Genomic DNA, 13,330 nt, shown 5'->3' with positions numbered 1-13,330 from the left:
AATAAAAAAGGTGTAAAAGGAAAGTCACTTTCTAGACTGCGATATTTAATGCTGCTATTGCAATGTGTCATCGGTCAGGAAGAAAGAATTTTTAGGTTTTATCAGCGATTGCGCCTAGTTACTATCCAATAAATCTGTGAGGAACACATGTCTTCTGCATTCTATAAGCAAATTAATCAACAAATTGAAGATGTTAAAGCTGAAGGGTTGTACAAATCTGAGCGTATTATTACCTCGGCACAACAAGCTGCTGTTAAGATTCAATCTGGTGAAGAAGTATTAAACTTCTGTGCAAATAATTACTTGGGTTTAGCTAATCATCCAGAATTGATTGCTGCTGCAAAAGCGGGCATGGATCAACATGGTTTTGGTATGGCATCGGTACGTTTTATTTGTGGTACACAAGATGCACATAAAGAATTAGAGCAAAAATTATCAAATTTCCTAGGAATGGAAGACACCATTCTTTATACCTCATGTTTTGATGCTAACACCGGTTTGTTTGAAACAATCCTTGGTGCTGAAGATGCCATTATTTCTGATGCACTAAACCACGCATCTATCATTGATGGTGTACGTTTATGTAAAGCAATGCGATTCCGTTACTCAAATAACAATATGGAAGAGCTTGAGCAACAATTGATTGCAGCTAAAGAGGCTGGCGCACGTAATACATTGATTGTAACTGACGGTGTATTCTCAATGGATGGCGTGGTTGCTAATCTACCTGCTATTTGTGATTTAGCAGAGAAATATGGCGCACTTGTGATGGTGGATGACTCTCACGCTGTTGGCTTTATGGGTGCAAATGGTCGTGGTACTCATGAGCACCATAATGTAATGGATCGTATTGACATCATTACAGGTACACTAGGCAAGGCAATGGGTGGCGCATCAGGCGGTTACACGTCTGGTAAGAAAGAAGTGATCGATTGGTTACGTCAGCGTTCACGCCCATACTTGTTCTCAAACTCAGTAGCACCTGCAATTGTTGCTGCATCAAACCGTGTTATTGATCTATTGGCTGAAAGTGGTGATTTACGCGACAATCTATGGATCAATGCGGCGCATTTCCGTACTCGTATGACCGACGCTGGCTTTACTATGGCAGGCGCTGATCACGCTATTATTCCAATTATGTTGGGTGATGCGAAAGTAGCCGCAGAATTTGCAGAGCGCGCACTAGCAAAAGGTATTTACGTGGTGGGATTCTCATTCCCAGTTGTACCAAACGGTAAAGCACGTATTCGTACTCAAATGTCAGCAGCACATACCCGTGAACAACTTGATAAAGCGATTGATGTCTTTATTGAAGTGGGTAAAGAGATGGCAATTATTTAATTCGTTTTTCGTTATTAACATCGGCACGGCCTTTTCTTTGTAGTTAAGGCCATTGTATAGAACGCCCGTTACGGTGGTTCTAGCTTTATGGAATTAAGTGTTATGAAAATCAAAGCTCTGTCTAAGTTAAAGCCTGAAGAAGGCATCTGGATGACTGAAGTAGATAAGCCTGAAATGGGGCATAACGATCTACTTATTCGTATTAAGAAAACAGCTATCTGTGGTACTGACGTACATATCTACAACTGGGATGAATGGTCACAAAAAACGATTCCTGTACCTATGGTTGTAGGGCATGAATATGTGGGCGAAGTTGTCGGCATTGGTCAAGAAGTACGTGGTTTTAACATTGGTGATCGTGTTTCTGGTGAAGGTCATATCACATGTGGACATTGTCGTAACTGTCGTGGCGGCCGTACTCATTTATGCCGTAATACTGTCGGTGTTGGTGTTAATCGTGAAGGGGCATTTGCAGAATATTTAGTTATTCCAGCTTTTAATGCTTTTAAAATTCCAGATGATATCTCAGATGATTTAGCATCGATTTTCGACCCATTTGGTAATGCCGTTCATACTGCTTTATCTTTTGATCTTGTCGGTGAAGATGTATTGATCACAGGTGCTGGTCCAATTGGTATCATGGCAGCTGCTGTGGCTAAACATGTTGGTGCTCGTCATGTTGTGATCACTGATGTTAACGAATACCGTTTGAATCTTGCGCGCGAAATGGGCGTAACACGTGCGGTTAACGTTGCTAATGAAAACTTAACTGATGTGATGGCTGAACTTGGCATGAAAGAGGGCTTTGATGTCGGTCTAGAAATGTCAGGTAATCCAATGGCATTTAACAGTATGTTATCAAGCATGAACCATGGCGGTAAGATTGCTTTATTAGGCATTCCACCATCAGATATGGGCATTGATTGGACTCAGGTAATCTTTAAGGGTTTGATCATTAAAGGTATCTACGGTCGTGAAATGTTTGAAACGTGGTACAAAATGGCAAGTTTGATTCAATCGGGTCTAGATCTAACGCCAATTATTACCCACCATTATAAAATTGACGATTTCCAGCAAGGCTTTGACGTTATGCGTTCAGGCATGTCAGGTAAAGTTATTCTTGATTGGGAATAAATCGTTGGCTTTCTAAACGATAAATCGAGATCTATTATTAAGCGAGTGTAGTACTCGCTTTTTTTATTCTCTTTTTTTATTAATGATTATTTTGCTATTATCAGTATAATGCGCGCCACTCAGTGAGTCTCTGTTAGGAATTAACATGCAAGAATTAGATCAACAACCACAATCAGAAAAAAAAGTAAAAGAACTGACGTTAGAGCAGCAATTACTGCAAAACAATCCATTACATGGTCTTAGTTTAGAGAAAATGATAACGGAATTAGTTGAGCATTATGGTTGGGAAATTCTTGATACTGCAATGCGTATGAATTGTTTCAATACCAAACCTTCAATTGCAAGTAGTGTTAAGTATCTGAAAAAGACAGAGTGGGCACGTGAAAAAGTAGAGGCATTTTATCTGTCTCGTTTTAAGCGTATGCCTCGTGCATCTGCAGCTGAATTTGAATTGCCACCACGTATGCGTACTTTCGCCCACGGCATTACACCAAAAACACCAATGGAACTTACTGTTGAGTCTATTTTGTTATCACAAGCAAAAGCAGCATCAGCACATAAAGAACGTTCTAACAGTGGTCGTAATGGTGGCCGCAATAACGGCGGTCGTTCTCGCCGTTAATCATTAGTTACTAAATAGCAGCACTAATTTAGGGTGATGTATGTCACGAAAGCTGCTATACTAGACAACAATTTAGAGAAAAAGTCGCCTATATTGAGCGGCTTTTTTAATGCTTGATATATTCACAAAATTTGGAAACAGTACATTGATTTCAACAGCTAATATCACAATGCAATTTGGCGATAAGCCATTATTTGAAAACATCTCAGTTAAATTTGGTGGTGGCAACCGTTACGGCCTGATCGGCGCAAATGGTTGTGGTAAATCGACATTCATGAAAATCTTGGGTGGCGAACTAGAGCAATCTGGTGGCACTGTTTCACTTGATCCTAACGAGCGTATGGCTAAGTTAGGTCAGGACCAATTTGCATTTGAAAACTACAGCGTTATTGACACTGTAATCATGGGCCATAAAGAACTATGGACTGTGAAAGAAGAGCGTGATCGTATTTACGCGATGCCTGATATGTCTGAAGACGACGGTATGCGTGTTGCTGATCTTGAAGTTGAATTTGCAGAAATGGACGGCTACTCAGCAGAAGCACGTGCAGGCGAACTTCTTTTAGGTCTTGGTATTTCTGAAGATCAACACTTTGGTCTAATGAGCGCCGTTGCTCCAGGTCTTAAAGTACGTGTTCTTTTGGCTCAAGTATTGTTTGCTAATCCAGACATTATGCTGCTTGACGAACCAACGAACAACTTGGACATTCACACAATTGCATGGCTTGAGCAGATCCTTCTTGCACGTAACTGCACAATGATCATCATCTCGCACGACCGTCACTTCTTAAACAGCGTATGTACTCACATGGCTGACCTAGATTACGGTGAAATGCGTCTGTTCCCTGGTAACTACGACGAATACATGATCGCAGCAGAGCAATCTCGTGATCAACTTCAAGCTGATAATGCGAAGAAGAAAGCACAGATGGCTGAACTACAAACGTTCGTAAGCCGTTTCTCTGCTAACGCATCTAAAGCTAAGCAAGCAACATCTCGTCAAAAGCAATTAGACAAGATCCAGCTTTCTGAAGTTAAGGCATCTAGCCGTCAATCGCCATTCATTCGTTTCGATCAGGAAAAAGAACTGTTCCGTAACGCACTTGAAGTTGAAGGTCTAAAACAAGGCTACGGCGATAACATTCTTATCAATGGTGTTAACCTATTGGTAGAAGTGGGTGAGCGCATTGCGATCATCGGTGAAAACGGTATCGGTAAATCAACTTTCCTAAATACACTAGCGGGCCAAATGGACCCAATGGAAGGTATGATTAAGTGGTCTGAAAATAACAATATCGGTTTCTACGCACAGGATCACAGTGCTGATTTCGCTGAAGACATTACACTACTAGAGTGGATGGGTCAGTGGAAGAAAGAAGGCGATGACGAGCAAGTTGTTCGTGGTATTCTTGGTCGTATGCTGTTCTCACAAAACGACATTAAGAAATCAGTTAAAGTGATTTCTGGTGGTGAGCAAGGCCGTATGCTGTTTGGTAAGCTAATCATGCAACGTCCTAACATCCTACTAATGGATGAACCAACAAACCACATGGACATGGAATCTATTGAAGCACTTAACCTTGCGTTAGAGAACTTCAAAGGTACATTAATGTTCGTATCTCATGACCGTCAATTTGTAACTTCTGTTGCAACACGCATCATTGAGATCACTAAAGATGGCGTAGAAGACTTCCACGGCACTTACGATGAGTACATTGCTAAGAAAGCGCTAATTGGTTAAGTTTCACTATTAATCAAGCGGCCTAAGCCAAAGAATTAAATAAAAGCCGCCTTTATTAAGGGCGGTTTTTTTATAGATAAATTTAACGTGTTTATTCACGTAATCTCAATATTTAAGGGAAATCTATGAAAATTTGGGTTGATGCAGATGCATGTCCAAACGTTGTAAAAGAGATTCTTTTTCGCGCAGCAGATCGCGCTAAAATAAGTGTAACGCTGGTGGCGAATCAATATATCCGTACACCACCATCACCATTTTTACGCTCGATTCAAGTAGAGCAAGGCTTTGATGTTGCAGATAATTATATCGTGCAGCAAGCAGAAGTAGGCGATTTAGTGATCACGGCTGATATTCCATTAGCTGATGAGCTTATTACCAAAGGTGCACACGCATTAAACCCACGCGGCGAGCTTTATACTAAAGATACCATCAAACAACGCCTACAAATGCGTGATTTTATGGAAACCATGCGGAGTAGTGGAATTCAGACTGGTGGGCCATCTGCATTGACGCAAGCTGATCGCCAAAACTTCGCTAATAAACTTGATGCTTTCTTAGCTAAAAACCATAAGATACAATAAGTTATAACTATGGAGGTGAACGCTGTTTTACCTCCTTTTCTCCCTTCTGCGTTATTCACATTTCTTCTTATTTTCCTGCTAAATCCCAATTGCTAACGTTTTGCTAATATGAATTGCTAATATAAATGATTATTTTGAGTTTTTTCAGAAAATGAACATGCATAATTATTTAAAATAAATGAATTTAATATGAAGCATTATGGTTTTTAGAAATGTGACTATATAGACTTGGTAGTTAGGGGGCGACAGAATCGCTTGGTGATCACAATGATGTGAAATATGAATCTAACGAGTTTTTGACCCGTTATGGGTTAGACCTAATACTCATTCATATTTTATTAACGTGAGTTTGATTAATTTTATTTATTCCTCTTGTATGAAGTTGAAGTGATATAGTTAAACATTAGTTTTCTACGCAATTTATATTTAAGTTTCTGAAGTATAACTTGTAATCTATTACGATCAATTTTTATGATTTTGAATGATTTGAGAAAAAATGTTTTAGAACATTAGATGTTAACTCATCGGGTGATTTATTCAAATGCTGAGTTGACTATAACCATTTATATTTACTTAGTGGGATTTTAGGAATAACATATTGTCTATAAAGGTAATATGAGTTTTTTGTATTATGGAGGAGTGGGTTTCAGTACGCTGAATCTTAATAAAAAGAATTATGCATAAAAAATATTATATTGATGAAAGTGGTAATACAGGTGATTTGTTAATAACAGAGGGAAATACGAATTTTAGCTCCCAAGAGTATTTTACATTAGCTTGCATAGGTTTAGAGACTTCAAAGTTAAGTGCCTTGTTTGAATATATAGAAAAATTAAAGCAAAAATATAAAATTCAGTCAAAAGAATTAAAATTTTCTAAAATTAAGGGGTTGTTTGGCAAAAAAATAGGCTTCATGCTTGAACTAACAAAATACATAGAAGAAAGTGATTTTATTATCGAAATTGTGGATAAAAAATATATAGTTTCGACCAATATAGTAAATTGTCTTATAAATCCTCCGTATTTTCAACCTAAAATGGAACCAGAGCAAGCTAAATTGATGCATTTGGAACTTAGTCAATGGGTTTATGACTATGTACCAGAAGAGTTTTTTATAAAATTCACAAATGCATCTAGAGTAGCATCAGAAGAGTCTTTAAAAGGTTTATTTGATGATTTACTTAATATAGCTAAAATGGCTAAAGATCCATTAGCAAATACTATTTTTATGGGAATTGAGGAGTCTTTAGATGATTTTTATCAATTTAAACAAAAAAGTAATCTAGATAGAGAGGCGTACACCTATTTCTTTCCTTTACCTGACTTAAATAAAAGAGGAGAAGTATTAGCAATTTTACCATATATAGGCTCGTTCTCTAATATTCATGCAAGGTTAAATTATCTTGTTGACCAAGATTTATCAAATGTAGTTATAATTCATGATAACCAATCTCATTTTGATGATATTTTAAAGTATTATCATGAAAATGCTATAAATACCAAAGTTGATAATCCTTCTGCATTTAAATATACAAACTTTAATTTCACAAACCAATCGAATTTGGAGTTTAAAGATGATAAAGAAGCAATTGGGCTGCAAGTGGCAGATCTCTATGCTGGATTCATAAATAAGGCAGTCCCATATTTAATACGTGATGAGAATAGCTTGACTGAAAAAGAACAATCTATACTACTTCGAACGTTGGCAAGTCTTTATTTTAAAGCTGGAGTGAATTTTGTCTTGCCGAAAACACACAATGATAAACTGTTTGATATTTTAAATATGGCTGTAAATGTGAACATTGCTATCGCAAGTCTAGGCTTCAGTATTGATGGTTTTGATGAGCAGCTGCTAACACGTTAATTAAATTATCCTAGAACTTAAAAAAGTATTGAACATAAACAAGCCAACTTATATAGGTAAATATTGCGAATATCATGAAGGTTGGTATTGACAAAAGTCGAGTGTTATTTGTAGGTATTTCTAATACCTACCATACAAAAAGCCCTCACTTCAAGTTGGAGGGCTTTTTGCTATTGATCACTCTTTGGTTGATTAATACTTTTTAGATTGAGTGGTGGCACCATATCTACTTTACGATCATAGGTATTAACTTGAGCAAATTCTTTATGGCCAGAGAACCGTTGTTTATCTGCCATTGTTCCTTCGTAATCTGAAATACCTTTGGCTTTTAAATCATGGAATGTGAAATCAGTATTGATGCCATATTCTAAAGCCGCTTTCTTTTTTGCTGCCTGCCAATAATCTTGTAGCGAACGATCGTGAACCTTTTGGCCATTAGGCCGACGAAGCACAAAGTTAGTTTGTTTTTCAGCTAACGTTTCCGATAGGGCGATTGCTTCACGTAAACGTGGTGACCACATCTTGATTTGTTTCTTGCCAGTTTTAGACTGAGTAATGAAAATACCATCTTCTAATAAATGCGAGTATTCAAGTTTTAATATGTCACCTTTACGAGCCGCACATAAATAGGCCAACTCCATTGCAACTTTGGTGATGGTATTAGCGCATTGGTAAACAGCAAGATATTCTTCATCTGTAATATAGCGATCTCGTTGATTAGCTGAAAACTTTTTCACGCCACGACATGGATTTTTATTTATCTTGCCACGTTCATATGACCACTGCATAACTTTAGAAAGCAATGAAAAGTCATTATTTGCCGTTGATATTGAATGTTCACCACGTTTATCCATAAATGCACGAATATGTTTAGGTAATAAAGCGTTAGGATTCATGTTACCAAACACTTTTATTAATATTGGTACTCGTGCCAAATTAGAACGCTGTGTTGATGGTGCAAGTGCTTTAAATTGCGGTGAATCAAAATATTCATGAAATAATTCAGCGACATTTCTCCTATGTTTATTAATTAGCTTTTCGTACTCAAGCCATACTAGTGATAAAGGGGATTCAATAGGGCATATAGCAATCGAACCACCTGATTTAGGGTGCCAACGGTATTTTTTACCATGAGCATAGACACGAGGTGGCAGTTTACGATCGCCTTTGTTATTACGTTCTCTCATGCTAATGCCTCTAAGTTAAAGCCATCATTATTATTACTGTGTGAAGCTGGATGGTTAATGTGATACCAGGTTGTTCTTATACGACCATCTTTCCCTTCAACATAAAAGATACCGTGGTTTCTTAAACAAGAAGCTTGATCAGCGGCACGACTATAACCCGTTAGCTCTACTAGTTCAGGAGAGGTAATGATTAGATTCTGCATGATTAAATCCTTTTATTTGATGGTTGAGAAAGACGAACCCGATTCATGGTGTGCCAGCAACGGGCATCACCTTTAAATAAGCCTCCCGCCTTTAATTTTGCACATCCTTCTGGTAATGACTCACCACAATGTTGGCAAGTACCTAGTGATTGTTTGATTTGTTCCATCTCACCATGAATACGATGGATCATTAGTTGTAATGCTTCTGTGTTATCACAAGGTGTATTGGGATAAGAGAAGAATTTACAGATCTCATTTAGCCGTTCGATTTCCATATTATTTAATGGAAGAGGAAAACTGGTCACGCCATTGGTTTTGCGTTTATCTCTTAAACGTTGAGCGCGTTTACGTGCTTGTTCACGTTTTTTATCATTAGTAGTCATAAACCGAGATACATTATAGAAAGTGAATAGCTTCATGAGCAAATTGCTCGACAAGTTCTTGGGTGATGTCAGTTTCAAGTGGATAAGATTTTGAGACACCCCAACCAGTTGTTGGATTTGGAATGATCAACAGTTCCCAGCATTCTTGCCAATCACTATTACGTGATTTAATGAGTTTTACTGCCCCTTGAGCAGTATCGAAATGAGAACACATTGATCATTCATCCTTGTATTATGAAGCTATGATAAGTATTTAATTCACGTTTTGTGTTCCACAAAGATACACAAAACGTGTTTACCATGTCAACACAAATCGTGTATTTAAAATTTAGGCATAAAAAAACCGCCAGGAAGGCGGTTCATGTTTATGTGTTACTGATCAAAACAGTTTTAGTTTGGCATCAATAACAACCCCGATAATTTTGCAATTACCGTTAATGGGTAAAGTAGGGTATTGCGGGTTTAGCGGTTTTAAGAATCGTTGGCCTGCATCGATAACCAATTTTTTGAACGTGGCTTCATTCACATCAGTTAATTTAGCCACAACCAATGATCCGTTTTGAGCCTCTCGTTCAGCATCAACAAGAACCAATGTTTCTTCTGGAAAACTAATACCACTTGATGATGTCATTGAATCACCATGAACACGAAGCCAGAAACAATTAGGGCTTGTGCGCTCAGTAGTACCGTACCATTCGCTTATTTCATCTTTCAAGTAAGGCTCACACGCTTCTGTCCATGCACCAGCTTGAATTGAACTTAAAACAGGGAAAGTTTGTTTATAGTTTGGTTGGATATCAATAGTGGTGACATTGGCAAAACTGGTTAGCTCATCATCATCAAATAAAATCTGATAGGGCTTAATGCTTAAATGTTTAGCCAGCATGTCAGCATCATCTAAATTAATACTTCTTAATCCAGACTCATAGTTACTGATACGCGAAGGTCCCCAACCACAAAGTTCGGCTAGGTCTTTTTGGCTAATGCCTTGTTTTATACGGAGCTGCTTTAAACGCAGTCCTACTTCAGTCTTTTTATCCATATTCATAAAATATCACGAAGCGTGAAATTAAATAACACACAATTTGTGATTCTTGAGTTGATAATAATTCACGAAATGTGTATCTTGACGGTAACCAAGGAGCTTTAATGAATCAAATCGCACAGCAACGGAAACTGCTTAATATTTCTCAAGCGGAACTCGCTGGAAAATTAGATAGCGGTCCATCTCGAATCTCTAATTTTGAAGCATCAATTAGAAAACCCAACCTAAAAACATGTTGGATGATCGTGAATGCACTCAATGAGTTAGGTGCCAATTGCACCTTTGAGCAAGTATTTCCTAACCCTAAACAAAATAGTAACGAAACAATCTGATTATAGATGATTGTCCATCTTCTGGTTATTTATACAGTTAAGGAAAACCCGCATGTCAATTCAGAGCCTAAAAAGCGTTATGCGTAACGCTGTTGAGGGATGGCGTACTGAAGTCAGTAAAGAGTTCATTGCTCAAAAAGTTGCCCGTCAATATCACAATATGGATTTACCGTTTGAAGTTGATGCCCAACGAAAGCAATTGCTTAAACCGGTAGGGGCTGATGATAAGAACAACCAACAAAACTTTTTCCGTTACTTAGAACGAACCAGTATTGAAGCTAAGGCCACCATGATGGATTTGTTACCGGCTATTTTGGTTGCCTTACCTAAACAACGAGCTTCTGATGCGCTCAATGCGTTTTTAAATCCACTCGGGTTTTCCGTAGCAGTAATAGGAACGGGGAGTGAAACACCTAAACGTGATCAGCTACTGGCGATGTTTAACAAAGAGTCATCCGAAGCATTGTCATCGTTATTGTTGCTACCTGATAACGCCACCGTAGAACAACTTCGTGCTGCTTACCGTGAAGTACAAGAAAGTGAAGGATCTCATAAACCTTTACTGGGTTATTTAGAAACCTTAATGACAGCTAAAAACCACAAGGTTGGCAGCCATGAATAAGTGTTATCAAGTTATCAACATTACATCAATACAGGTACGGGGGCAGTATGGCTGGGTTATTTAACGCAATACGTGAGCTATCAGGTAATGAAGCTAATATCAGTATTCCGCGTGTTTACATTCGTTTTTGTAACGGTGATTTAAACCAAGCCGCAGTGCTGTCTCAGCTCGTGTTTTGGTCAGGCCGTACCACTAGAACAGATGGTTGGTTCTATAAGCGTCATGAACAATTAGCGGATGAATTAGGCTTCTCTGTGGATCAAGTTCGCTATGCATTGAAGAAACTAAAAACACGCTTAAATGATTGCCTAGAAACAGCCCGTAAGAAGGCAAACGGTGTACCGACTGTGCACTACAAATTCAATGAATCAAAGCTAATGGAAATCATCTTTTTTAGCCAACATTCCGATTCGGTAAATTTACCGAATGGAAACGGGAATATTACCGAATCCATTCGGGGATCTCACCGAAACCTAGGAAACGGGAAAATTACCGAATCCATTAACAGATCCAATACAGATCCGATAAAACAGATCAATAACCCTGTAGTCCCTTGCGAGGATGCTTATCAAGATTCTCAAATCACAGAGCGATCACAACCAGCACCACAGGAACGTAACACCAAGCCTGTTCGTGTTCAGCGTAAATTGAAAACTGAACTGGCAGATGATTTCACTATCACCGAGTCAATGCAGCAATGGTACTCAGCACAAGGTTTCACACTGGATGCACAAGCGGCAACGTGTCAGTGGGAGGATGCGATGAAAGCCCGTGATTGTAAATATTTAGATTGGGTAGCGGCTTGGCGTAACGGCATGCGCAATGCCAACAAGTGGGCAGCAGAGCGTACTAACAAACAAATCTCAGCCACACAGCGAATGGGTGCCAGCGATGGCAAATATGGTCCACCGGAGGATTATCGATGAACATCATGCAACGTTTAGCGCAAACCATGCCAGCCCATGTGAAGCCATACACTTACGAGCAAATGCAAGCCATCCGTCAGCGTGAAGCCGATGTGGTCGCTAAGAATCTTTATGAGCAAAATCAACAAACGCGAGTGTCAAAAGCATTAGGGCGCTCAGGTATCAAGAAGCGTCACCAACACTGTAGCTTTGATAACTTCGTGATTCAGAATGCAGGGCAGCAACATGCGTTCAATGAGTCAAAAACGTTTGTCGATAATTTACTGAATGATCGTGCGTGTGGTGGTTTCATCTTTGCAGGTACATCAGGCACAGGTAAAAACCACTTAGCGTGTGCGATTGCCAATCAAGCACTTCAGCAACGCCGATCAGTGGTAGTGATCACCGTTGCCGAATTGATGCTTAAATTTCGTGATACTTACCGTCAAGACTCAGTAACCAGTGAAACAGCACTGATTCGTTTTCTGAGTAATGTCGATTTGCTGGTGATAGATGAATTGGGCGTTCAGCACAACAGCAATAACGAGCGAGTAATGATAAACCGCATCATTGATGAACGTTATACCCTAGAAAAGCCAACAGGGGTGATTACCAACCTTCAGAGTGATGAACTTATAACAACTTTAGGCCGCGCAGCTGTCGACCGCATTATGGAAGACGGTAAGTGGGTAACGTTTAATTGGTCAAGTTTTAGAATTAACAAAGGAACACAACCAGCATGAGAATCGAAACCCTGTTGAGTAAATTTGCGATTAAAGGAATCAACTATGATCCTCAGTCTGGTGGTGGTAAAGCGTTATTGTCGGCAGAAGAACAATTGGCGGTAGTGGGGTTATGTTGGCATGAATCGCCAGTAGGGTGGTTGGTACTGTTTGTTGAAGGGCTAAGAGATGTTCATGCACTTAAACAACTGCAAATAGCGACCAGAGGTGAAACATTACGATTAATGGAAGATTGGCGTGGTGTTTACCCTGAAAAGGCATTAACAGCGTTATGTGCGACTGCGATTGCTGAAGCGACTCAACAGAATGGCCAAGTGTGTCCAGAGTGCAATGGTTCAGGCAAAGTGCTTTCAAAGTGTAATCATCAACGTAATTGTCAGTGCTGTAAAAATGGACGAATTGAATGGACTCAGGAAACTAGGTTTGCTTACTTTGCTCAAGTTCTGCCTGTGACTTATAGTCGATTTAAACAATATAATAACGTGTTAAATAAATTAATTGATTGGCTTTATTTCAATAGAGAAGTAGCAGTATCAAATATTGATAAGCAAATAAAAAAAGAAATTATAGTAAATGGATTTCTAAATTAAAAATAGAGAGGATGTTAACCTCTCTATTCTATTCTAT

General features: G+C 38.8%; 16 protein-coding genes. 11 read left to right on the top strand and 5 right to left on the bottom strand.

Features of this window, described 5'->3' with window-relative positions; translation table 11 throughout:
• Window positions 1–147 precede the first annotated feature (147 nt).
• The 6 genes from OC457_RS07930 to OC457_RS07905 all read left to right on the top strand — a co-directional run bounded on the left by OC457_RS07930 (window position 148) and on the right by OC457_RS07905 (window position 7,283).
• On the top strand, window positions 148–1,341 hold the full coding sequence (locus OC457_RS07930) for a glycine C-acetyltransferase (protein ID WP_080176243.1): 1,194 nt from the start codon (window positions 148–150) through the stop codon (window positions 1,339–1,341).
• A gap of 102 nt (window positions 1,342–1,443) precedes the next feature.
• The gene (gene tdh / locus OC457_RS07925; RefSeq protein WP_080176254.1) at window positions 1,444–2,475 is read left to right on the top strand and encodes an L-threonine 3-dehydrogenase; all 1,032 of its coding nucleotides are present in this window, start codon (window positions 1,444–1,446) and stop codon (window positions 2,473–2,475) included.
• A gap of 145 nt (window positions 2,476–2,620) precedes the next feature.
• Window positions 2,621–3,097: a VF530 family protein gene (locus OC457_RS07920; RefSeq protein ID WP_080176244.1), complete on the top strand. Its 477-nt coding sequence runs from the start codon at window positions 2,621–2,623 to the stop codon at window positions 3,095–3,097.
• A gap of 145 nt (window positions 3,098–3,242) precedes the next feature.
• The gene (locus OC457_RS07915) at window positions 3,243–4,838 is read left to right on the top strand and encodes an ABC-F family ATPase (RefSeq protein WP_080176255.1); all 1,596 of its coding nucleotides are present in this window, start codon (window positions 3,243–3,245) and stop codon (window positions 4,836–4,838) included.
• 125 nt (window positions 4,839–4,963) lie between these two features.
• Window positions 4,964–5,419 carry a YaiI/YqxD family protein gene (locus OC457_RS07910; protein WP_080176245.1) on the top strand — a complete coding sequence of 152 codons (456 nt, stop codon included), beginning with the start codon at window positions 4,964–4,966 and terminating at the stop codon, window positions 5,417–5,419.
• Window positions 5,420–6,095: 676 nt separating this feature from the next.
• The gene (locus tag OC457_RS07905) at window positions 6,096–7,283 is read left to right on the top strand and encodes a DUF3800 domain-containing protein (protein ID WP_080176246.1); all 1,188 of its coding nucleotides are present in this window, start codon (window positions 6,096–6,098) and stop codon (window positions 7,281–7,283) included.
• Between the two features lie 170 nt (window positions 7,284–7,453).
• On the opposite strand, the gene OC457_RS07900 is transcribed toward OC457_RS07905, so the two are convergent.
• From OC457_RS07900 to OC457_RS07880, 5 genes are all read right to left on the bottom strand, one after another.
• Window positions 7,454–8,470, bottom strand: coding sequence for a tyrosine-type recombinase/integrase (locus tag OC457_RS07900; protein ID WP_080176247.1), 1,017 nt, complete (start codon window positions 8,468–8,470; stop codon window positions 7,454–7,456).
• Window positions 8,467–8,673, bottom strand: coding sequence for a DUF4224 domain-containing protein (locus OC457_RS07895; protein WP_080176248.1), 207 nt, complete (start codon window positions 8,671–8,673; stop codon window positions 8,467–8,469). Before OC457_RS07895 ends, OC457_RS07900 begins: the two co-directional genes overlap by 4 nt.
• 2 nt (window positions 8,674–8,675) lie before the next feature.
• Window positions 8,676–9,056, bottom strand: coding sequence for a hypothetical protein (locus OC457_RS07890; protein ID WP_080176249.1), 381 nt, complete (start codon window positions 9,054–9,056; stop codon window positions 8,676–8,678).
• 13 nt (window positions 9,057–9,069) lie between these two features.
• Window positions 9,070–9,270, bottom strand: a complete 201-nt coding sequence (locus OC457_RS07885) for a hypothetical protein (protein WP_060999134.1) — start codon at window positions 9,268–9,270, stop codon at window positions 9,070–9,072.
• 165 nt (window positions 9,271–9,435) lie between these two features.
• On the bottom strand, window positions 9,436–10,104 hold the full coding sequence (locus OC457_RS07880) for a LexA family protein (RefSeq protein WP_080176250.1): 669 nt from the start codon (window positions 10,102–10,104) through the stop codon (window positions 9,436–9,438).
• A gap of 101 nt (window positions 10,105–10,205) precedes the next feature.
• Here OC457_RS07880 and OC457_RS07875 point away from each other — a divergent pair, with 101 nt between their 5' ends.
• From OC457_RS07875 to OC457_RS07855, 5 genes are read left to right on the top strand one after another with little or no spacing between them, the layout of a single operon-like run.
• Window positions 10,206–10,433: a helix-turn-helix domain-containing protein gene (locus OC457_RS07875; protein WP_060999130.1), complete on the top strand. Its 228-nt coding sequence runs from the start codon at window positions 10,206–10,208 to the stop codon at window positions 10,431–10,433.
• Between the two features lie 52 nt (window positions 10,434–10,485).
• A complete protein-coding gene (locus tag OC457_RS07870; protein WP_060999128.1) occupies window positions 10,486–11,055 on the top strand; it encodes a toxin YdaT family protein in 570 nt (189 codons plus the stop codon).
• Window positions 11,056–11,102: 47 nt separating this feature from the next.
• On the top strand, window positions 11,103–11,981 hold the full coding sequence (locus OC457_RS07865) for a hypothetical protein (protein ID WP_262054055.1): 879 nt from the start codon (window positions 11,103–11,105) through the stop codon (window positions 11,979–11,981).
• Window positions 11,978–12,703 (top strand): ATP-binding protein, encoded by a 726-nt coding sequence (locus OC457_RS07860; RefSeq protein WP_262054054.1) that lies wholly within the window; start codon window positions 11,978–11,980, stop codon window positions 12,701–12,703. The genes OC457_RS07865 and OC457_RS07860 overlap by 4 nt, the downstream gene beginning before the upstream one ends.
• Window positions 12,700–13,293, top strand: coding sequence for a hypothetical protein (locus OC457_RS07855; RefSeq protein WP_080176588.1), 594 nt, complete (start codon window positions 12,700–12,702; stop codon window positions 13,291–13,293). The genes OC457_RS07860 and OC457_RS07855 overlap by 4 nt, the downstream gene beginning before the upstream one ends.
• Window positions 13,294–13,330: the final 37 nt, after the last annotated feature.

It is taken from the genome of Photobacterium toruni (genome assembly GCF_024529955.1).
GTDB lineage: Bacteria > Pseudomonadota > Gammaproteobacteria > Enterobacterales > Vibrionaceae > Photobacterium > Photobacterium toruni.
This window is presented reverse-complemented; position numbering and strand designations above follow the sequence as displayed.